The organism is Anaerotignum propionicum, assembly GCF_024461735.1.
GTDB lineage: Bacteria > Bacillota > Clostridia > Lachnospirales > Anaerotignaceae > Chakrabartyella.
The window spans coordinates 225,774-247,579 of sequence record NZ_JANGAD010000002.1 but is presented as its reverse complement, the minus strand read 5'-3'; the positions used below and the strand labels follow the sequence as shown (position 1 = coordinate 247,579).

Annotated in this window: 17 protein-coding genes and 1 other annotated feature; of the genes, 12 read left to right on the top strand and 5 right to left on the bottom strand. The window is 41.7% G+C overall.

The window, feature by feature from the left end; translation table 11 throughout:
• Positions 1-261 precede the first annotated feature (261 nt).
• Positions 262-1,566, top strand: a complete 1,305-nt coding sequence (gene brnQ / locus NE558_RS03740; protein WP_256148568.1) for a branched-chain amino acid transport system II carrier protein — start codon at positions 262-264, stop codon at positions 1,564-1,566.
• 118 nt (positions 1,567-1,684) lie between these two features.
• Here brnQ and NE558_RS03735 read toward each other — a convergent pair whose 3' ends face one another.
• The 5 genes from NE558_RS03735 to rpoN form a co-directional block, all read right to left on the bottom strand.
• Positions 1,685-3,067 (bottom strand): NAD(P)/FAD-dependent oxidoreductase, encoded by a 1,383-nt coding sequence (locus tag NE558_RS03735; protein WP_256148567.1) that lies wholly within the window; start codon positions 3,065-3,067, stop codon positions 1,685-1,687.
• 469 nt (positions 3,068-3,536) lie between these two features.
• The gene (alaS, locus tag NE558_RS03730) at positions 3,537-6,179 is read right to left on the bottom strand and encodes an alanine--tRNA ligase (protein WP_256148566.1); all 2,643 of its coding nucleotides are present in this window, start codon (positions 6,177-6,179) and stop codon (positions 3,537-3,539) included.
• A gap of 66 nt (positions 6,180-6,245) precedes the next feature.
• Positions 6,246-6,468: a binding site (T-box leader), on the bottom strand.
• Positions 6,469-6,793: 325 nt separating this feature from the next.
• Positions 6,794-7,003: a hypothetical protein gene (locus NE558_RS03725; RefSeq protein WP_256148565.1), complete on the bottom strand. Its 210-nt coding sequence runs from the start codon at positions 7,001-7,003 to the stop codon at positions 6,794-6,796.
• Positions 7,004-7,156: 153 nt separating this feature from the next.
• Positions 7,157-8,593, bottom strand: a complete 1,437-nt coding sequence (locus tag NE558_RS03720; protein ID WP_256148564.1) for a PLP-dependent aminotransferase family protein — start codon at positions 8,591-8,593, stop codon at positions 7,157-7,159.
• Between the two features lie 20 nt (positions 8,594-8,613).
• On the bottom strand, positions 8,614-9,975 hold the full coding sequence (gene rpoN, locus NE558_RS03715; protein WP_256148563.1) for an RNA polymerase factor sigma-54: 1,362 nt from the start codon (positions 9,973-9,975) through the stop codon (positions 8,614-8,616).
• A gap of 506 nt (positions 9,976-10,481) precedes the next feature.
• Here rpoN and rsxC point away from each other — a divergent pair.
• The 11 genes from rsxC to NE558_RS03660 all read left to right on the top strand — a co-directional run bounded on the left by rsxC (position 10,482) and on the right by NE558_RS03660 (position 21,801).
• Positions 10,482-11,873 (top strand): electron transport complex subunit RsxC, encoded by a 1,392-nt coding sequence (gene rsxC / locus NE558_RS03710; RefSeq protein WP_256148562.1) that lies wholly within the window; start codon positions 10,482-10,484, stop codon positions 11,871-11,873.
• A gap of 18 nt (positions 11,874-11,891) precedes the next feature.
• Positions 11,892-12,854 (top strand): RnfABCDGE type electron transport complex subunit D, encoded by a 963-nt coding sequence (locus tag NE558_RS03705; protein ID WP_256148561.1) that lies wholly within the window; start codon positions 11,892-11,894, stop codon positions 12,852-12,854.
• Positions 12,851-13,390, top strand: a complete 540-nt coding sequence (locus NE558_RS03700) for an RnfABCDGE type electron transport complex subunit G (RefSeq protein ID WP_256148560.1) — start codon at positions 12,851-12,853, stop codon at positions 13,388-13,390. The genes NE558_RS03705 and NE558_RS03700 overlap by 4 nt, the downstream gene beginning before the upstream one ends.
• A complete protein-coding gene (gene rsxE / locus NE558_RS03695; protein ID WP_256148559.1) occupies positions 13,390-13,989 on the top strand; it encodes an electron transport complex subunit RsxE in 600 nt (199 codons plus the stop codon). Before NE558_RS03700 ends, rsxE begins: the two co-directional genes overlap by 1 nt.
• A 17-nt stretch (positions 13,990-14,006) precedes the next feature.
• A complete protein-coding gene (gene rsxA, locus NE558_RS03690) occupies positions 14,007-14,585 on the top strand; it encodes an electron transport complex subunit RsxA (protein WP_256148558.1) in 579 nt (192 codons plus the stop codon).
• Between the two features lie 19 nt (positions 14,586-14,604).
• Positions 14,605-15,501, top strand: coding sequence for an RnfABCDGE type electron transport complex subunit B (gene rnfB / locus NE558_RS03685; RefSeq protein ID WP_256148557.1), 897 nt, complete (start codon positions 14,605-14,607; stop codon positions 15,499-15,501).
• A 471-nt stretch (positions 15,502-15,972) separates the two neighbouring features.
• The gene (locus NE558_RS03680; RefSeq protein ID WP_256148556.1) at positions 15,973-16,230 is read left to right on the top strand and encodes a DUF4321 domain-containing protein; all 258 of its coding nucleotides are present in this window, start codon (positions 15,973-15,975) and stop codon (positions 16,228-16,230) included.
• A 207-nt stretch (positions 16,231-16,437) separates the two neighbouring features.
• Positions 16,438-17,466, top strand: coding sequence for a rod shape-determining protein (locus NE558_RS03675; RefSeq protein WP_256148555.1), 1,029 nt, complete (start codon positions 16,438-16,440; stop codon positions 17,464-17,466).
• Between the two features lie 46 nt (positions 17,467-17,512).
• Positions 17,513-18,358, top strand: a complete 846-nt coding sequence (gene mreC, locus NE558_RS03670) for a rod shape-determining protein MreC (protein WP_256148554.1) — start codon at positions 17,513-17,515, stop codon at positions 18,356-18,358.
• Positions 18,355-18,867: a rod shape-determining protein MreD gene (gene mreD / locus NE558_RS03665; RefSeq protein ID WP_256148553.1), complete on the top strand. Its 513-nt coding sequence runs from the start codon at positions 18,355-18,357 to the stop codon at positions 18,865-18,867. The genes mreC and mreD overlap by 4 nt, the downstream gene beginning before the upstream one ends.
• Positions 18,868-18,963: 96 nt before the next feature.
• Positions 18,964-21,801, top strand: coding sequence for a penicillin-binding transpeptidase domain-containing protein (locus tag NE558_RS03660; protein ID WP_256148552.1), 2,838 nt, complete (start codon positions 18,964-18,966; stop codon positions 21,799-21,801).
• The last annotated feature ends 5 nt before the right edge of the window (positions 21,802-21,806 follow it).

Below are 21,806 nucleotides of genomic sequence, written 5' to 3'. Positions count from 1 at the left end.
CATTGTACATTTCATAAAACTAATAAAAATCTTGATTTTTTACTAGTTTACGTTATATTTTATCAATTTTTTCTATTTAATCAATTATTTTTTTATTAAGAATATGTTTTTTCCACAAATTGTTTCACTTAAATATTTTTCATTAGGTTGATATTTTTGAGATTTTATTAGATAATAAGGATCATGTCGCAATACCATAAACAACCCCATTGCACATGAGAGAGAAAAGTTGAGAGTAAGTAATACAAGGAGGTATTATCTATGAACGGAAAGAAAAACAATATGGCCGACGTTGCGGTAATTGGTTTGGCATTATTCGCAATGTTCTTCGGCGCAGGCAACCTGATTTTCCCGCCTTACTTAGGTATTAATGCAGGTAGTGAATGGTTTTTAGGATTTATTTGTTTCTTTATTGCCGATGTTGGCTTGGCATTGGTGGCAATTTTAGCTATGATTAAAACAGGCGATGTTTCAATGAACGGTATTACAGGAAAATTGGGTAGAGTCCCCTCAGTCATTATTAATTCATTGATTGTATTATGTATCGGGCCCTTCCTTGCTATTCCTCGTACTGCCGCAACAACTTTCGAAATGGGAGTTCTTCCGATTTTCCCCAATTTTAGCTCTTGGGCATTCGGCGCAATCTTTTTTGGATTAACACTTGCTTTTACCATTCGTCCCTCCAGTGTAATTGACGTTATCGGTAAATATTTAACTCCAATTTTAGTTCTTTCTCTGTTGGCGTTGATTGTAATGGGTATTGTTAACCCAATTGGACCAATTGTAACTACAACCGGCTTTAATACCGTTAAAGAGGGTATTCTTTCAGGATATCAGACAATGGACGTTTTGGCATCTGTAGTATTTATTATCATTATCATTTCTGCTGCAAGAGATAAGGGCTATACTGAAACAAAATCAACCATGAAGGTTGTAATTCAGTCCAGTGTTTTTGCTGCAGGCGCATTAATGATTATTTACGGCGGTTTGGCTTACTTGGGTGCTACAACCTCTGGTGGCGGTTTTGAAGGTTTAAACCAGACAGGTTTGGTTGTTGCCATTACCCAGAAACTGGTTGGCAGCTATGGCGTATTAATGCTTGGTATTATTGTGTTCTTCGCTTGTCTAACCACAGCAATTGGCTTAGTATCTTCTTGTGCTTCCTTCTTTGAGGAATTAACACATGGCAAAGCTTCTTACAAAATGGTAGTTATTATTACCGTTGGCTTCAGCTATTTTGTATCCAATTTTGGTATCTCTACCATTATCAGCATTGCGGCTCCAATTTTGACATTGCTGTACCCCGTTGTTCTTGTTATGATTATCTTGACTTTCTTTGGCAAGAACATCAAAAACAATAACATCTATATCGGCGCTGCAGTTTTTGCATTATTGATTAGCGCTGCTGATGTATTATGCGGCTTTGGCTTACCTTTGACTTTTGTTAAGAGTCTTCCTTTGGCTGACTTCCAGTGTGGATGGGTTATTCCTGCTATCATTGGTGGTCTGATCGGAAAATTCATTCCTATGTCTGAAAAGGCAAAACAAACATCTGATTTTGCATAAGACCGTGCGTCTTATTCTTTAAAATGAATCGAACTCAATGATTCTCATAATCACAAAAAAGAGAGAGGGAAGGTCACAACACGTGTCCTTCCCTCTCTTTCTTATTTATCTCAATTTTTTATTTTTGCAGAATTTTATCCGCCACATACATTCCGTTTGCCGCCGCCTGGGAAAGAGACCTGGTAAAACCAGCGCCATCACCGATAGCATAAAGTCCAGGACAGTCATCCAACTGGAACTCTGTACATTTTGGTCTTGCTGAATAATACTTACACTCTATCCCATAAAGCAAGGTGTCATAATTCGCCGTACCCGGTGCGATTTTGTCCAGCGCATGAAGAGTCTCTATGATATTATCCAACTGACGTTTCGGCATACAAAGGCTTAAATCCCCAGCCACTGCATGAAGTGTTGGTCTTGTGGTGGATTTTCTGATACGACTTTCATCAGAACGTCTGCCAATCTCCAAATCTCCTAAGCGTTGTACCATGACGCCACCGCCACAAATGAGGTTTGCCAAGCTTGCCACATATCTTGCATATTCAATGGGCTTTTTAAATGGCTCTGTAAAACGGATGGTAGAAAGCAAGGCAAAGTTAGAATTCTCCGTCTTTCTGGCCTGATCACGGTAGGAATGCCCGTTTACTGTCAGCACGCCACCTGTATTCTCCGTTACTACATGGCCTCTTTCGTTAAAGCAAAACATTCTGGTGGTATCACCATATTGTTTGGAACGATACCAAATTTTGGGCTCATAGATTTTTTTGCTGAAATGATCCCAAACCATTGCGGGTAACTCAACCCTTACACCAATATCTACCTGATTATTTTTCAAAGGAATGTTATTCTTTTCGCACCAATCAGAGAAAAAGCGGCTGCCGACACGGCCTACGGCAAATATAATTTTGTCCGCCGTTATCACATCTTTCTCCCCTTTGTGTACCAAATGAATCTCCTTGGTATCTTTATTCACATCGGTAACTTCTGTATCGACAGCAATATCTACTTTATCTTCCAAATATTCAATCAACTTACGCATAGTATCAAAGTTGCTGTCTGTTCCCAGATGCTTTAGCTGTGCCTGCCCCATATGCAAATCATGCTGTAGGCAAAGGCATTTTAAATCATCATCGGGCATAAAACGGTCTGTGGTCGCACCGAATTTCACCAAAACCTCATCTGCCTGCTCGATGTAATGAATCACCGTTTGGGGCTCTAAAAACTCAGTCAGCCAGCCTCCGTATTCCGTTGAAATAACATACTTACCATCGGAAAATGCGCCTGCGCCTGCCATGCCCTCCATAATGGCACAAGAGGAACATTTGATACACTTCTCTACCTTTCCTGTCACAATAGGGCAATGGCGCTGCCGAATGGCATGACCTTTTTCCATAATTAAGACCTTCATTTGGGGATTGCTCTCAACCAAACGATATGCTGTCATAATCCCGCCGATACCACCGCCAATAATTGCTACATCATAATGCTTTTTTAAACTCATAGAAGCACCTCCTAATGTGGCATTCAAAAATGCCTTATTCAAAATATAACTATTTTTTGCATAAATATTCTTTGCGCGCAGAAAAAGAGCGAAACTTCTCTATACTTTTGTAAGAAAAGTTTCGCTTTACTTACGTCTTATTTTAACGTATTTCCCTCCCCAAGTCAAGAGGTTCTTTTTCAATTCCAATTAAAATCCGGTAACAATCACGCATAATCATTCATAAAACAAATAAATGTCTCCAATACACAGACAGATAGCAATGTTTCCTTTACAGTATACCCCAAAGAAGCATATCTCAGAAGTTTAATCCAAATTTACATCTTTTTTTTGGGTAGGATAAAAGAAAAAATAGGTGCCATGCATTTGGCACCTATCCAGTGTTGTTTCTCTGTAGCCATCCTTACTAGCAGGTTAAATCCTTAAAAACTGTGTTTCAAAGGTCATGGGCTTCGCCAGCTCCTAAAAATCACTTTATTTGCTGTGCAATGGTTTCTTTTGCAACTTCCAATGCCTCGCCAATTTTGGAAGCGTCTTTGCCTCCTGCCTGGGCCATATTAGGTCGACCGCCACCGCCGCCGCCGCAAGCTGCCGCTGCCGCCTTAACAATATTACCTGCATGAGCACCCTTTGCAACAGCATCATCCGTTACCATCACCATCAGGTTTACTTTGCCCTCTGCACCACCTGCCAAAACAACAATGCCACTACCAAGTTTATTCTTCAACTGGTCACCTAAGGTACGCATACCGTTGGCATCCAAGTCCTTTACTTCTGCCGCTACAACTACAACGCCCTTGATATCCACTTTTGCATTTAAAATATCTTCAACAGCACCACCAGCCATTTTGGCTTTCAGCTTCTCTAATTCCTTTGCCATTTCTTTCTGTTCAGCCATCAATTGTTCCACGCGGGCAACCAGCTTATCAGGGGTTGCTTTTACCAAACGAGAAATTTCCTTCAATTCCTCTTCCTGCGCCTGATAATGCTTCAAAGCTTCACTGCCTGTCACCGCTTCAATACGGCGCACACCAGCAGCAACACCATTTTCAGAAAGGATTTTAAAAGAACCAGCCTGAGCAGTATTTGTCAAATGGGCTCCGCCGCAAAGTTCTACGCTATAGCCTCCCATATCAACCACACGTACAACATCGCCATATTTTTCGCCAAACAAAGCCATTGCCCCTTTGTTTCTGGCTTCTTCAATACTCATTTCTGCCGTTTCAATTACATAGCTTGCAAAAATAGAGTCATTTACCATCTTTTCTACCGCCTTTACTTCCTCATCGCTCAAGGCTGTAAAATGGGTAAAGTCAAAACGCAAACGCTCAGGGCTTACATAGGAACCAGCCTGTTCCACGTGGGTTCCTAAAACGGTTCTCAGTGCTTTTTGTAGCAAATGGGTTGTACTATGGTTTCTTGCCGTTGCCATACGTCTTTCCCAATCCACCGTTACAACTGCCTTCTCATCAACAGAAATGGAACCCTCAATCACCTGACCCATATGGGCAATTTTGCCGCCGATTACCTTTATACAATCTGTTACCGATACAATGCCCTTAGAGGTTTTGATTGTTCCATGGTCGCCCACCTGTCCGCCGCTTTCTGCATAACAAGGTGTACTGCTGAGGAATACAGAAACACTATCGCCTTTTTGAGCCACACCGGCTACCTCATTATTTGCAACCAACGCCACAATTTTTGCATCCGAAACTTCCTTCACATCATAGCCTGCAAAACTTGTTTCCAATTCAACAGGGAGTTCATGATAAACGGTTTCAGCCGCTCCCATATAAGTGGATTTTCCTCTTGCCGCTCTCGCTCTCTCTTTTTGCTGTTTCATTTCAGCGGCAAAAGCATCTTCATCCACATTCATGCCTGCTTCTTCTAATATTTCCTTTGTCAAATCAATGGGGAAACCATAGGTATCATACAAACGGAAGGCTTTGTCACCACTCATTGTTGTCAGACCTGCGTCTTTCATCTCATCCATGTCTGACTTTAGGATTGCCATGCCGTTGTCAATAGTTTTATAAAAGCTGTTTTCTTCGATAGAAAGAATTTTATAAATATATTCCTGCTTGTCCACCAACTCAGGATAGGCCTCACCACTGCATGCGATGACAGATTTTGAGAGCTCTGCCAAGAATTCTCCTTCAATACCCAGAAGTTTTCCATGGCGTGCCCCACGGCGAAGCAGACGACGAAGGACATAGCCCCTACCTTCATTGGAGGGTAAAACACCATCAGCAGTCATCATCGTAACGGAACGGATATGGTCTGTAATGACACGAACAGATACATCAGTTTTAGCATTTTTACCATATTCCACATTGGCTTTTTGGCAAATTGCATCACGGATAGATTTTACAGTGTCCACATCAAAAATAGAATCCACGCCCTGCAAAATAGTCGCCATACGTTCCAAGCCCATGCCTGTATCCACGTTTTTCTGAGCAAGCTCCGTATAGGTTCCATCCACTTCAGCGTTAAACTGGGTGAGTACTAAGTTCCAAAACTCCATATAACGGTCGCAATCACAGCCTACACCGCAGTCTGGACTGTCACAGCCGTACTTTTCCCCTCTGTCATAATAAATCTCTGTACAAGGGCCACAAGGGCCTGTGCCGTGCTCCCAGAAGTTATCGGCTTTGCCCAGTTTTTTAATTCTGTCACAAGGCACACCAACGGCATTATGCCAAATATCACCAGATTCATCATCCTCTTCATAAATGGTAACATACAGCTTATCCTCAGGGATGCCTAAAACCTCTGTTACAAACTCCCAAGACCAAGGAATGATTTCATTTTTAAAGTAATCACCAAAAGAAAAATCACCCAGCATTTCAAAAAAGGTGCCGTGGCGTGCTGTTTTGCCAACGTTTTCAATATCACCTGTACGGATACACTTCTGACAAGTGGTTACCCTTTTGCTGGGAGGAATTTCCTGACCAGTAAAATATGCCTTCATTGGCGCCATACCTGAATTAATCAGCAGTAAGCTCTTGTCATTGTGGGGTACCAAAGGAAAGCTTTGCAAACGCAAATGCTCTTTGCTCTCAAAAAAGGAAAGGAAAGCTTCTCTTACTTCATTTACACCCATGTATTTCATTGTATTTCCTCCTAATCATTTCATCTCATTGTTCTTTGGAAAAAAATAAGCCCCCGATCACTAAGGATCAGGGACGATTAAACCGTGGTACCACCCTGCTTACGGCATAACGCCGTCGCTTTCATGCCGTTAACGCCGGCCTGCGCCGCAGCATACTCTAAATTCCGCCGCAGAGCTGTGAATATCCAAAAAGACTGCTTCTCTAACGGGCTCCCAAAAACCTTCCACCAATTGGTTTTCTCTCTGTAAAGGCCTGATGTTAAATACTCCTTCTTTTTATGGCTTTTTTCAATTCATTCAGTTAAGAAGATTATAGTAAGTCCCTTTTCGTTTGTCAAGAGAAAGGCGTATTACCTTAGGATGGTAAAACTGCAACTAAACCCTTGCTCTTTCAACTGCTCATAGCGTACAAAATAGTTGCAGATATATGGACATATCAAAACATACTGTTCTTGCTAATATTTCCAGAACATTCAGAATATATGTATGTATTTTATTTAAACAACGGAACTCTCAAAATGATAAACAAATCTCAACTTAATCAAACATAAGAATCTTGAAACCCTCTATTTTGCATTGAGAAATGAACCATCACCACCCATGCCAAAAGAAGTTTATTTTCTATCCTCTTTTTTATTCTCTAAAAAATAAATCAGCTTTACAAATCTGTATAAAGCAAAAAGCAAACAGAAAGTTCTTGCAATTACAACTCCTTCTGAAGAATAATCATATTCAAATTCCATTAATATTGTAGGCCTAAAAAAACAATACAAAGAAATAAAAATAACGATAAAATCAGCTGTAACGATATTGCTTTTATTCATTTGGTCTCAACCTCCCACACCTAATTCTTTGGAGCTTGCTCCGCCAAACAGTGTACCATACAGGCATGGTTATTGCATGGGTTTCCTTTCGACAATACATGACATATTCATGGTGTTCCCAAAACAAACCTCAACCAAAAATATCCCAATTTCCTAAAACAGTTTGTTCACCACCATGTTATCAATGGTTTCACTCATGCGTTTTAGCCCTACCTCAATTTTGCCATCCTCAAGGCCGCAAAAGCTCAATCGCACATGGCCACTGTCTCTGCCGCTGATTTCAAACTGACTCCCTGGGGTAAGAATTACATTCTTCTCCAGCATACGGCTGCAAAAGGCCTCAGCACTTATACCTTCAGGCAATTGAATCCAAAGGCTAACCCCTCCGTTTGGCAGCGAAAAGCTGGCTCTTCCCGCCAAATATTTTTTGGCAAAAGAGAGGGTATGACGGTATTTTTCCCCACCGAAACCACGCATGGTTTTCGCATGCTCCTCCCAGCCATTTTCCTTAAAATATTGCTCCATGGCTTTTTGAATAAAGCCTGAGGTTGAAATGTCTGTGGTATATTTTGCTTCCATAACCCCTTGATGAATCTTTTTGGGCAACACCATAAGACCCATGCGAAGGCCGGGCATTAATATTTTCGAGAAACTTTTAATATAAACCACTCTATTTTTATAATCCAATGCTTTTAAAGGCACCGGCGCTTCTTTGCTGTAATAAAAGTCGTAGAAATCATCTTCTTCAATGATATAAGTATCATATTTCTCTGCCAACTCCAGGAGGCGGCGCTTTTTTTCCAAAGAATAGGAAATTCCTGTAGGTGTTTGAAAATATGCCATCATATAAATAAACCTTGGTCGATACAGCTTCAAATAATCTTCTAAAACCGACATTTTCATTCCATCGTTCTCCATAGGAATCTCAATCAGCTTTGCTCCTCTGGATAGAAACGCCCCTGCCGCACCATAAAATGTGGGGCTCTCCACAAAAACCACATCTCCGAAATGAACCATTGCCTTAGAAATTACGTCTATGCCCTGCTGAGCCCCTGAGATGATTTGTACGCTGTCAGGAGATGTCTTAATGCCATAGGCCTCTATGTAGCTGCAAAGCTGTTCTCGCAAGGGCTGATACCCCATACTGTCGGTATAACGAAAAGCACCGCCCTTTTCCCGCTCCAGAACCTCATCAAAGGCTTTCTTAAAGGCATCCACGGGAAACAACTCGTGGGGCAATGATGTATTTGCAAAATTTATTGCCTTATCAAAAGATATTCCTACTTCAAAGCTGTGAAGGTTTCCCTTTGCAACCGGTGAAGGGATTGCCTCAACCGGCAAAGGGGAAACAAAGGTCCCACTGCCCTTTCTGGAATAAACCATCTGTTTGCTTTCTAAATGCTTATATGCAGTAACCACCGTTACATTATTTACCCCATACGCCTCTGCCATTTTTCGTATTGGTGGCAATTTGCTGTCCGGTGCAAGGCTGCCTTGAGAAATCAGCCTTCCAAGTCCATCAGCCAATTGCTGATATAAGGGGGACTGCCCTTCTTTATCTAATTTTATGTGAAAAATTGTATCCGACATAAAATCTCTCCCTTAACATCTTACTCGTAACGTTTTCTGCCTGATGCTCCTGCGATACCCATTCCTTCACGATATTTCGCCACGGTTCTGCGGGAAATCTGAATTCCTTCTTTTTGCAGTGCCTCCGTTAACTCTCTATCGCTAAATGGTTTCATTTTGTTTTCCCCTTCAATCATCAACCGTATTTTCTGTTGAATGCTATCGGCGGAAATGGTACCCGTCTCTTCCGAGGATAACGCCTTGGAAAAAAAGGAGCTTAATGGAAAAATCCCTCTGTCGCATTGCAGATATTTATCCCTTACCGCTCGACTCACCGTGGACTCATGAACCTGCATGCATTCGGCAATATCTGCTAATCGTAATGGTTTAATCTGCCCGTCAGGGCGAATAAAAAAATCTTCTTGATGATTCACAATGCATTTTGCTGTTTCAAGCAAAGTGCTCTCTCTTTTAGAAATACACTGAATTGCCCACTCTGCCTGTCTTAATTTATTAGAAATAAATTCCTTTGCCTCGTCAGATGCACCCTCTCGAAGCATTTTCAAATAAGATTGACTAATAAACAATCTAGGAGATGAGGAACTATTTACCGTAACCAACAGCTCTCCTTCTTGCTTTTGTACAAAAACATCTGGCAAAATATACTCAACGGGTTTTTCACTTAAAAACCCACGGCCAGGCTTAGGCTCACAGCCTTTTATTACCTCAAAAGCATCTCTTGCAGCCTCAAGGGTCACCCGCATCTGTTTAGCCACATAGCTTATCCTATTTTTTGCCAAATCCATCAAATATTTTTCAACCATAATAATGGAAAGAGGAGATGCATTCTTTTGCTTGAGCTGTATCAAAAGGCATTCCTGCAAGTTTCTGGCTCCAACTCCGGGAGGATCTAGAGATTGAAGAAGTCCAATAATGTCTTCGCTGCAACTTCCTTTTAAATGGTATTTTTTCTCCGCAGCTTCCAATGCGCCCTTTTCTAAATAGCCACTCTCTTCCGTGCTTTCAGCCAAAAAGCGCAATACACATTTAACCCCTTCATCCACATTTAATATATTGATTTGGAACAAAAGATATTCCCGCAGGCTTTCCCGCTCTCTCCTGCCAATGGAATCTCTTTGATCCCGCTCATCCTCTTGCTCCACACGATACATACTGCGATTTTGTTCGTCTGCTTCCTCCAGCCATTCCAGCTTGCGTAGCAGTTTATCTTCTTTCACAGCCTGCTCATCAGAAACCTCTTGCCACTCCAAGAGGGGATTCTCCTGTGTTAGCTCGTGAATATACTCTGTAAGCATAATTGTATTCATCTGTAAAATCTCAACAGACTGCTGCATTCTTTGAGATAAAATTTGCTTTTGTGCTAATTGCAGGGACAAATCCACGATATCACCCTCTTCTGTATATATTTTATTTTTAACAATAAGTTTCTCTCGTCTTTGGCACTTTTTTCATTTTATCACAGTTTACACTAAAAAAAAAGCTACATTTCTGCCATGTTGTAAAGAGTTTGTTGTTTTTGGCACTTTGTTTTTGTCTAATTGCCTTAAAAAACTAGGGGAAAAACCCCACCAATTATGGTAATATATTATCATTTACAATTTTAGATAATAATAGTAAACTAAAGTAGGTCTTAATATTTAGCATACAAATTGATTGTATGCCTTTCTATGCGTACAAAATAAGGCGATTCTACAATTTAATTGATGGATTTTGACAAAACCTTTTTTAGCAATATGTAGCTTTTGCAGTTTTTTTTACAAATATGTTGTGAAAACTTCATTTTTGTATTAAAATACTGCTGTTGTACGTATAGTTCTATCATTTCTTGAAGGTATAACTAATCTTCGCGCTTCCCAAGCGCAAAAAACACTTGACAGAGGGGGATAATATGCAAGCTTTAACGTTCAAACGTGGAGTTCATCCGCCTGATGGAAAAGCTCTGTCCGCAGAGCAGCCTATTCAGGTGATACTCCCAAAGGAAAACTCTGAATTGTTCTACCCCATGAGCCAGCACATCGGCGCTCCTTGTGAGCCTCTTGTTGCTGTTGGTGATCATGTAAAAGTTGGTCAGAAAATCGCAGAGTCACCCGCATTCATGTCTTCTCCAATTTTTGCCAGCGTATCCGGCGAAGTTGTGGACATCCGTCCTATGCTCGTTCCCGGCGGCGTAATGGTAAAATCCATCGTTGTGAAAAACGACGGCAAAATGGAAGAAATCGAAGGCTTGAACCAAGGCAGAGACTACACCAAAATGACAAACGACGAAATTCTTGCGGCAATTAAAGACGCAGGCGTTGTTGGTTTGGGTGGTGCTGGTTTCCCTACCCATGTAAAACTGAATCCACCCAAGGATAACCCCATTGATTATATTTTAATCAATGCGGCAGAATGTGAGCCATACCTCACATGCGATTATCGTTTAATGGTGGAAGAACCAGAACGTATTGTGAAAGGTCTCCAGATTATGCTGAAGCTGCATCCTAATGCAAAAGGTGTAATCGGCATTGAAATGAACAAGCCTAAGGCAATTGAGATTATGACAAAGGCTTGTGAAGGCATCAGCAATATTGTTGTTCAGCCCTTGGTGACAAAGTTCCCTCAGGGTTCTGAAAAACACTTGATTTATGCCATTACAAAAAGAGAAGTAAAATCCGGCGCTCTGCCCGCAAGTGCAGGCTGTATCGTTGATAACGTGGACACCGTTCTTGCAATTGAAAGAGCTATCGTAAAAGGTAGACCTTTGATGAGAAGAGTGGTAACCGTTTCCGGACAAGGTATCAAAAACCCAGGCAACTACAAAATCCGTATTGGTATGACTCTGCGTGATTTGGTTGATGCCATCGGTGGCTTTAACGAGGAAAATCCTCCTGTAAAGCTGATTGCCGGCGGTCCTATGATGGGTCCTACTCTTTATACTTTGGATGTTGCATCCGTAAAAACAACTTCCGGTTTGCTTTGCTTCACAAAAGAGGAAGCTTACATTCCCGAAGAAAGAAACTGTATTCGTTGCGGTAAGTGTGTAGACCACTGTCCTATGGGACTTATGCCCTTCATGCTGAACGCATTGGCACTGAAAGGCGAAGGCGATGCTTTTGTGGCTCACCATGGCTTGGATTGTATCGAATGCGGTAGCTGCTCCTATGAATGCCCTGCAAAGCGTCAGCTTGCCCAGTCCATTCGTGCAGTGAAGAAAATTGAAGCAGGCAAAAAAGCGGCCGCGGCTGCAGCTGCAAGAGCGAAAGCTGAAGCAGAGGCAAAAGCGAAAGCTGAAAAGAACTGAGAAGGGGGAGAATAAAACATGGCTAATTTTGTAGTATCCGGTACCCCTCACGTACGTTCTAAGGAATCTATCCAGAGCATCATGCGTGATGTAATCATTGCTTTGGTTCCTGCTTCCGTGATGGGCATTTATTATTTCGGCTTGAGAGCACTGATGCTGATGGTTGCTGCCATTGTATCTGCTGTTTTCTTTGAATGGCTGTATCAAAAATTACTGAAAAAACCCATTACAATCAGCGATTTAAGTGCTGTTGTAACAGGTTTGCTTTTGGCAATGAACTTACCCGCAGCTGCACCTGTTTGGGTTGCGATTGTTGGTAGTGCATTTGCAATTATCTTTGCAAAACAGCTTTTCGGCGGTTTGGGTCAGAACTTTATTAACCCTGCCCTTGCTGGTAGAGCTTTCTTATTGGCATCTTACCCTACCGAAATGACTTCTTGGACATCCGCAGGTAACTTCGGTGTAGATGCTGTTGCAGTTGCAACACCTATGGCACAGCTGAAGGGCGGCGTAATGCCCGATGCAAGCTTTACAGATGTATTGGTTGGTAACGTAGGCGGCTGTTTGGGTGAAACCTGTGCAATTGCTTTGATTATCGGCGGTGTTTATCTGATTGCAAAGCATGTAATCAACTGGAAAGTTCCTGTAATTTATATCGCAACCGTTTTCATTCTGACCGCATTAATCGGCAGAAAAGGTCTGCGTGTTCCCACATATGAAATTTTTGCAGGCGGCTTGATGCTGGGTGCATTCTTCATGGCAACAGACTACGCTTCCTCCCCTGTAACATCTAAGGGACAAATTATCTTTGCCATTGGCTGTGGTTTGTTGACAACACTAATCAGAATTTTTGGCGGTTACCCTGAAGGTGTATCCTACTCCATCCTGATTATGAACTTGACAGTACCCCTGATTGAAAGACTCACAGAGCCTACAATCTTTGGTGCACTGCCTAAAGTAAAGGAGGCGAAAAAAGCATGAACATGAAAGAAGTTATTAGACCTGCTGTGATATTGCTGATTATCGCCGGCGTTGCTGCGGCAGCTTTAGGTGCAGTTCAGTCCATTACTGCTGAACCCATCAGATTGCAGGAAGAACAAACAAGAGCAGCATCCATGAAGGCTGTTATGCCTGATGCTACCTCTTTTGAAGAAATTACAGATGCAGACTTAACAGGCTCCTTGACTGCTGTCTACAAAGCAGACAACGGCGGTTTCGTTATCACAACTGAGCCTAGCGGCTTTGGCGGCGCTGTAAATACAATGGTTGGCATTGATGCAGACGGCGTGATCACCGGTCTGCGTGTTACAAAACACTCCGAAACACCCGGTTTAGGTGCAAAATCCACCGATCCTTCCTTCTATGACCAGTTTACTGGCATGTCCGGTACATTGGCTGTAACTAAGGATGGCGGCGAAGTTGTTCCTATTACTAGCTCCACAATCACTTCCAGAGCCGTAACAAGCGGTGCAAATGACGCTTTGGAATGGTTTGCTGCGAACGGAGGTGCTTATTAATGGCTAACCCATTGAAAATTATTAAAAACGGTATTATTGACGAAAACCCTACCTTTGTGCAGGTTATCGGTATGTGCCCCACTTTGGCTGTAACAAGCTCCGCCATTAATGGTATCGGCATGGGTCTTTCCACTGCAGCGGTTTTGATTTTCGCCAACCTCTTCATCTCTTTACTGAGAAAAATTATTCCCGATAAAGTTAGAATTCCATGCTTTATCGTTGTTATTGCTGCATTCGTAACAGTAATTGAATTCTTGCTTAAAGCTTACTTGCCAGCATTGAACGCATCTTTGGGGCTTTATATCCCTCTGATTGTAGTTAACTGTATCATTCTTGCAAGAGCAGAAGCATTTGCTTTCAAGAATGGTCCTGTGGCTGCAATCTGTGATGGTATTGGTATGGGTCTTGGATTTACAATAGCTTTGGGCGTTTTAGGTTTGGTTCGTGAATTCATTGGTGCAGGTACATTATTTGATATTACTGTACTTCCCGCTGCATTCCCCAGAACATTACTGTTCGTTATGGCTCCTGGTGCATTCTTTACATTAGGTTGCTTGATGGCTGCTTTAAATCATTTCAGAAACAAGAAAAAAGCTTGAGAAGGAGGGGAAATTAAATGAATCTAATTTTATTGGTTTTGGCCGGGATTTTCGTAAACAACTACGTATTATCTCAGTTCTTAGGTATTTGCCCCTTCCTCGGCGTTTCTAAAAAACTTGAAACAGCAGTAGGTATGGGTGTAGCCGTTATCTTCGTTATGTCCTTGGCAGCAGCAGCAGCATGGCTTGTTTATGCTCTGATCTTAGTGCCTTTGAACATCACATATTTGTATAACATTGCGTTCATTTTGGTTATCGCATCCTTAGTACAGTTCGTAGAAATGTTCTTAAAGAAAGCTGCTCCTGCGCTTTATCAGGCACTGGGCGTATTCCTTCCTTTGATTACAACAAACTGTGCTGTATTGGGTGTTGCCGTTTTGAATATGCAGAAGAACTATAACTTCATCGAATCCGTATTAAACGGTTTTGGTGGTGCAACAGGCTTCGCTTTGGCGATTATTCTGTTTGCAGGTATCCGTGAAAGAATCGCAGACAATGATACACCGAAGGCCTTTGATGGTTTCCCTTTGGCTCTGCTTACAGCAGGCCTTATGTCCATCGCATTCTTAGGCTTCTCCGGCTTGATCAAACTTTAATGCAGGGAGGGTGACAAAAATGGACATGTTAAATATTGTACTGCCGGTCCTCAGTATCGGTGGACTCGGTGTTGTTTTTGGCGCAGGCCTTGGCATCGCCGGTGAGGTTTTCAAAGTTGAGGAAGACCCCAAAATTGGTGAAATTTTAGAGGTTCTTCCCGGCGCAAACTGCGGCGGCTGTGGATTCCCCGGTTGCGGCGGTCTTGCAACTGCAATTGCAGCTGGAAACGCACCTGTAAACGGTTGTCCCGTTGGTGGTGCTGCAGTTGCTGAAAAAGTTGGTGCTATTATGGGTGTTACAGCTTCTGCTGCCGACCCTGTTGCTGCATTTATTAAATGTGGTGGCACTTGCGAAAAAGCAAAAGATAAATATGAGTATTTTGGTATTGACGATTGTAATATGGCTGTTCAATTGGCTTCCGGTGGCGCTAAAAGCTGCTCTTATGGTTGCTTAGGACTTGGCAGCTGTAAAAAGGCTTGTGCTTTTGATGCAATCGAAATTCAAGATGGCATTGCAGTGGTTGATAAAGATAAGTGTGTTGCTTGTGGCAAATGCGTATCCGCATGCCCTAAGCATATCATTGAACTTCTGCCTGCTAAAAATAAAGTTAAAGTTCAGTGCTCCTCTAAGGACATTGGCAAAAACGTAATGCAGGTTTGCTCTGTTGGTTGTATTGCATGTAAAATTTGCGAAAAGAATTGTCCTTTTGACGCAATCCATGTCATTGACAACCTGGCAGTGATTGATTACGATAAATGTAAAGCTTGTGGTATTTGTGCGAATAAGTGTCCTAAGAACGTAATTACGGGCAAAAAACCCGCACCTCCTGCTCAGGCTGCTCCTAAGGCGGAGGCTCCTAAAACAGAAGCCACCAAAGAGGAAGCTCCTGCAAAGGAAGAAGCAAAAACTGAATAATTAATCCGTAACCAGTAGCCCCTTTTTGTAAGTTGAAAAGCTTATAGAAAGGGGCTTCTTTTCATTTAGAATGATGAATTGTAGCAAGAAAAAAGCTACATGTTTATTTACATCAAACATAAAATGACTCACCACTAATTCAACTCCAAAAAATATTTTTAAGGCCCTTCTAATTAAAATAGTTTTTAAAACTGCGGGTGTAAAATTGATGTTTAAAAAATTTCAGGATTCCAACATACCATTCAAGGAATATTTCGTTTTAACACTTTTTATTTCTAAACTGTTTTGAACTAGACTTTTTTCAACATATATTGACTTTTTGACCGACACTTTTAATTGATTTTTATTTTTTGTTCCCTTTACCCTATTTTCCAAATATGGTATAATTACTTGCAATAAGCAGCAGATTGAAATATACTGTTCTACGGTACTGTTGCATTTTTGCTCAGAAGAAGTTAGGGGGAGACAAGTTTGAAGGGGCAAACAAAAAATGTTTGGGTGCTGGTTTTATTTATTTTAGCCGGCGTTGTTCTTGGTGGGTTTATCGGAAGCCTCTTTGCAGATGTACCTGCACTAAATTGGCTGACCTATGGCAGCAAGTTTGGTCTTACCTCTCCGCTGGTTCTTGATATCGGCGTGCTTACCCTACAGTTTGCCATTACCATTCGATTTACCATCGCGGGAATTATTGGCATTTTCGTTGCATTCATGGTATACCGTAAGCTGTAAATATCATAGCCGCCTGGCGGCTTTTTTTCTGTCATTTTTACAGGATGGAAGAACTGCCCATTTCAATAAAAATGGCAGTCAATTTTTATTGAAAAGATTCATAAAAAGAGTTATGATAGAATATAAGGCTTTTTATAGAAATATTACTTATGCCAACAATGAAATCTGTATTAAAACAGGTTCTCTTATAGGAAAGGGGCTTTAAAAATGTTTTCTAAGGATATGGGTATCGACTTGGGTACCGCTAATACACTGGTATATATGAAAGAGAAGGGCATCATTGTAAATGAACCATCTGTTGTTGCCATTAACACACAAACAAAAGAGGTTCTTGCCGTTGGAAATGAGGCAAAAGACATGATTGGCCGTACTCCTGGCAATATCGTTGCCATTCGCCCCATGAAGGATGGTGTAATTGCAGATTTTGATGTAACGCAGGCAATGTTACGTTATTTTATCAACAAGGCATACGTTCGCTCTATGTTTGGCCCAAGACCACGCATTGTTATTTGCGTGCCTTCCGGCGTTACAGAAGTGGAAAAGAGAGCAGTTTTAGAGGCTGCCATTGCTGCAGGCTCTAAGGATAAAGACACCTATTTGATTGAGGAACCCATGGCTGCATCCATAGGTGCAGGACTTCCCATTGCCGACCCCACTGGCAGCATGGTTGTTGACATCGGCGGTGGTACAAGCGAGGTAGCCGTGATTTCCCTTGGCGGTATCGTTACCAGCACCTCCCTACGGGTAGCCGGCGACGCTTTGGACAATGCCATTGTGAACTTTATTAAAAGAGAATTCAACCTGGCCATTGGTGACCGTACAGCAGAGGAAATCAAAATCACCATCGGTTCAGCATATCCTTTGGAAAAAGAAGAATTGATGGAAATTCGTGGCAGGGATTTGATTAGTGGTTTGCCAAAAACCGTTGAAATTACCTCCATTCACATTCGTGAAGCACTAGCTGAACCTGTAAATTCCGTTATTGAAACCATTAAACAAACATTAGAAGCAACCCCGCCTGAATTGGCTGCTGATATTATGGAATTGGGAATTACCCTCACAGGGGGCGGCGCACTGCTGAGAGGATTGGATAGACTGATTTCTTCTGAAACAGGAATGCCCGTCCATATTGCCAATGAACCACTTAATTGTGTTGCAATGGGTACAGGTCTTGTTTTGGAGCACATTGACAAATTGAAATCTGTGCTGATCTCTCCCAGAAAAGCACTCTTTTAATCCAAAAATATAAGGGTATCCCCTAGCCTTGAAGGAGCGTTTCACTTTGATTCAATTTTGGGAAGAACATAAAAAGAAAATTATTGCTGGTTTTATCATCATTATAACTGTCATTGCATTATTTGCAGGCGGAAAAAACATGAATGCCACTTTGCTGGAAAGCGTTGTTGGCTTTGTTGTTACGCCCTTTCAGGATATCACAACGGGTATCGGGAACTGGGTGGAAAGCACTTCCGACTCTGCAAAAGATAAAACCGCTCTTTTAGAGGAAAATGCTCAGTTAAAAGAAGATTTGGCAAAGCTACAGGATGAAAGCAAACGTTTGGAGCAGTATGAAAAAGAAAACATACGATTATCCGCTTTGCTGAAAATTGCTCAGAAATATCCTGACTATAAAAGTACAGGAACAAAGATTATTGCAAAAAACCCCGGTGTTTGGTATAACACTTTTACCACAGACAAAGGCACGACAGATGGCGTTTCAGCAAATATGATCCTCATTGCCCCTGGTGGCGTGGTTGGCAAGATTTTGGAAAGCGGCAAAAATTATTCCAAGGCCCAATCTATATTAGACAGCAGAAGTGCCGTACCTGCCATGAGCCTGCGCACCGGCGATTTAGGCGTCGTAAAAGGTGATTACACCCTGATGAACAACGGTCTGTGTAAAATGGAATATATCGACGGCGAAGCCCAAATTGCAGTAGGTGATGAGATTGTAACATCACAACTTTCCGATGTTTATCCCGAAGGACTCTCCATTGGCAAAGTTACAAAAATCGAAACCGACGCCAATGGGTTGACAAAATATGCAATCATCGAGCCCTTTGTGGATTTAAAGCATTTGGGCACCCTTTTGGTCATTGATAAAAATTCAACGGAGGAAAACCCTTGAGAATCCTTGTTACAGCCCTAACGGTATTGATTAACTTCATATTGCAAACAACTTTATTTCAACATCTTGCTATTCAGGGGATTTTTCCCAACACTGCATTGATTATTGTTGTTTCTTACGCCCTTTTGCGGGGCAGCAACGAGGGCTGTATTGCAGGTATCTGTACAGGATTGTTGTTTGATATTTTTTTTGGTACAAGCAAAGGTTACTACCTTCTTTTATTTCTGGTTATCAGCTATTTCACTGGAAAAAGTCAAAAGAATTTTTATAGAGAGAACTATCTCCTGCCAATTATTTTTTGCACTATTGCAGCGGGGGCATATGAATTCATACACTTTGCCACAGAACTGATATTAAGAAAGGACGGAAATCTTTTATTTTTTATACTAAAAGTATTTCTTCCTACTATTGTTTACAACGCAATCGTTACAGTGCCCATTTACCGGGTTTTATTTGGCATCAACGAATGGTTGGAGCTGAAAGAAAAGTACAGATACCGCCTATTCTAGGCACAATCAATCTTGAAACAGGATGCCTCCCTTTGGTGTATCAAACACCATCTATAAATCATTCTGAACATTCGTCTGTTTCAATAGGAGGAACCGATGAGAAATTATTTAGACCATTTTCGTGAGCTATGTAAAAGCAGAATTTTCGTATTACTCTGCGGAATTTTTTTGCTTTTTTTCATATTGTTACTGCGTTTATTCTCCTTGCAAATCATCCATGGCCAGGAATATGATGCGTCCATTACTGCCAGCGTTTCCAAAACCGTAAATGTCCCTGCACCCAGAGGAAATATTTACGATCGCTATGGCAGGCCTTTGGCAACCAATACTGTAGCATATTCCGTACAAATTGACGACAGTATCACCCTTGATTTAACAGCTTATAAAGAAAATCTGATTCTTGAGCTAACAAAGAAATTATGGGAAAAGGGAGCAACTCCCTTTGATACGTTGCCAATCTCCTCCTCTGCGCCATATAGCTTTACCTTTGAAGGCACAGAACGGGAACAGAAAAAAGCAGCAAAAGCTTGGATAGAATCGCAAAAGCTTCCAGATACAATAAAGGATGAAGATGCCGGGGCAGCCCTTAATTATTTATTCGAAAAATATCATGCCCCTGCTGCCTATACTATGGCACAAAAAAGAGCCTATGTTTCATATTGTATTTCTTTAAGCGATAAAAACATCATGGCATTAACCTTAGCTCTGAAATTAGCAGAAAACGGAGAAACTCCTTCTGATGAGCTTCCTCTGGCAAGGGAATATCCCTATACCCTTCAATTTAATGAAAATCAAACCAGAGAAGATAACTGGAAAGAAAGCATCGGTATGAAGAATGAAGAGCTTCGCTATGACTCTCTTCAGACGCTGGACTATTTGCGTGACTATTTTGGCTTGCCGGAAGGTTTACCTACAGATATTGTTAGAGATACCTTAGGAATCCGTTATTCTCTGTATTTGCAACGCTATCAGCAGTATAAATCTGTTACTGTTGCAACAAATATAAGCGAAAAAACCTTGGCTTACGTGGAGGAAAATCAAGATATTTTTCCTAATGTTCTGGTGGATACCGTTTCTTTGCGAGAATATACCAATGGTCCATACTTTGCCCATATCTTAGGATATATTCGTCAAATGACAGAAGCTGATTATGCATTATATAAAAATGATTTAGATTCAGACGGGAACCCCATTTATACCCAGACGGATATTGTAGGTCAAACGGGCATAGAAAAGCTCTATGAGCGTCAGCTAAACGGTACCGACGGTAAGGTCTCCATAGAAGTTGATAACCAAGGGCGTCGTATGAGCGTGATTGATTCTACTGACCCTACTCCTGGCAAAGATATCTTTTTAACGTTGGATAGCGAGCTGCAAAAAGTCGCTTACGATACCCTAGAGGAACAGTTACGCAAATCTATCATCGGTAACTTAACCCATTCAGGGAAAAACTCCGTTTCCATCATTGATATGTATATTGCTATGATTAAGGCAAATCATATTTCAGCCGCAAAGCTTATGCGCTCTACCGATGGCGTGCAAAAACAGGTTTTTGACCGTTTTGCAGCAGCAAACCCGGACTTTTCCAAGGAGGATGAAGATGCCATTTCCAGAGTGCAGGCCTATTTGCTGGATAGTGTGGCTCGAGGCACTTTCTCTACAAGAGAAGCTCTTTTGGTAGCCATTGAACAGGGCACTTTAACTGCCACAGAGGAGGAAAAATCCGCCCTGCAAAACGGACATATTTCCCCTTTAACTATGGTATTGAATAAATTAAACAGTGGTGAATTCAGCCCTGCTGATACGGCTTTGGATCCTTGTACAGGTGCTGTTTTTGTGACCCGGGTAGGTACTGGTGAGGTTCTAGCCAGCGTATCCTATCCATCCTATGATAACAATGAGTTGGTAAACAACTTTAATAATTCCTACTATAATGATCTTTTGCAAGACGGAAATACCCCTTTGGTAAACCGTCCGCTAAAGCAGAAAAAAGCCCCTGGTTCCACCTTTAAAATGGTAACGGCCTTAGCGGCATTGGAAACAGGTGTAATTACCCCCAACACCCATATTCGAGACGGGGGAATCTTTAAGGACGCAGGGACCCCCTACGCTCGTTGCTGGCTTTACAGCAACAACGGAGGAACTCACGGCCTTTTAGACGTAGCAACGGCTCTAGAAGTATCCTGTAACTACTTTTTCTATGAAGTTGCCTTCCGAATGGGCAATGCGAAAGATGGCACAACGGAGGCTGGCATTACTACTTTAAATGAGTACATGGCCGCATTTGGATTGAACTCCTTAACCGGTTTAGAATTAGACGAATATGCTCCTACCATGGCTTCACCTTACTACAAGGAGCGTATCGTGAAAACCTTTAACCCTGATGCCACCACAAGCCAAACCCGCTGGACAGATGGTGATACCATCCGTGCTGCCATTGGGCAGTCGGTAAATAGTTATACCCCAGCGCAAATAACAAAATATGTTTCAACCCTTGCCAACGGAGGAACCTTGTACCGTTTGCATATGATTAGTCAATTGCAAAACCCTGATGGCTCTTTGTATTATAAAACGGATGAAGTTGCTGAAAACGTAAAGAATTTTCAAGATGCAAACCTAAAAAAGGTATATCAAGGTATGTATCAGGTTGCATCGGGTCCCAGAGGTACTTTGCGAAACTCATTTAAGAATTTTCCTGTAAAGGTTGCCGTAAAATCAGGAACCGCTGAGGAGGATAAAACCAGAAGCTCCCATACTTGGTTGGTTTGCTTTGCCCCTTACGAAGACCCACAAATCGCCATCACCGTTTTAATTCCCTTTGGTGAAGGCAGTGGTTCACCGGCGCCTGAGGTTGTGAAGGCAATTGTTACAAAATATCTAGGGTTAGACTATACTCCCGAAAATACCAATTTACAGACTGTTATGACACAATGATACAG

Bases quoted from the DNA above. Each gene is read 5' to 3' on its own strand.
- NE558_RS03660 (WP_256148552.1), top strand. From the start codon at position 18,964: ATGAGAAATTATTTAGACCATTTTCGTGAGCTATGTAAAAGCAGAATT.
- NE558_RS03720 (WP_256148564.1), bottom strand. From the start codon at position 8,593: ATGTCGGATACAATTTTTCACATAAAATTAGATAAAGAAGGGCAGTCC.
- rsxC (WP_256148562.1), top strand. From the start codon at position 10,482: ATGCAAGCTTTAACGTTCAAACGTGGAGTTCATCCGCCTGATGGAAAA.
- NE558_RS03725 (WP_256148565.1), bottom strand. From the start codon at position 7,003: ATGAATAAAAGCAATATCGTTACAGCTGATTTTATCGTTATTTTTATT.
- NE558_RS03705 (WP_256148561.1), top strand. From the start codon at position 11,892: ATGGCTAATTTTGTAGTATCCGGTACCCCTCACGTACGTTCTAAGGAA.
- rnfB (WP_256148557.1), top strand. From the start codon at position 14,605: ATGGACATGTTAAATATTGTACTGCCGGTCCTCAGTATCGGTGGACTC.
- brnQ (WP_256148568.1), top strand. From the start codon at position 262: ATGAACGGAAAGAAAAACAATATGGCCGACGTTGCGGTAATTGGTTTG.
- NE558_RS03675 (WP_256148555.1), top strand. From the start codon at position 16,438: ATGTTTTCTAAGGATATGGGTATCGACTTGGGTACCGCTAATACACTG.
- alaS (WP_256148566.1), bottom strand. From the start codon at position 6,179: ATGAAATACATGGGTGTAAATGAAGTAAGAGAAGCTTTCCTTTCCTTT.
- NE558_RS03700 (WP_256148560.1), top strand. From the start codon at position 12,851: ATGAACATGAAAGAAGTTATTAGACCTGCTGTGATATTGCTGATTATC.
- rsxE (WP_256148559.1), top strand. From the start codon at position 13,390: ATGGCTAACCCATTGAAAATTATTAAAAACGGTATTATTGACGAAAAC.
- rsxA (WP_256148558.1), top strand. From the start codon at position 14,007: ATGAATCTAATTTTATTGGTTTTGGCCGGGATTTTCGTAAACAACTAC.
- NE558_RS03735 (WP_256148567.1), bottom strand. From the start codon at position 3,067: ATGAGTTTAAAAAAGCATTATGATGTAGCAATTATTGGCGGTGGTATC.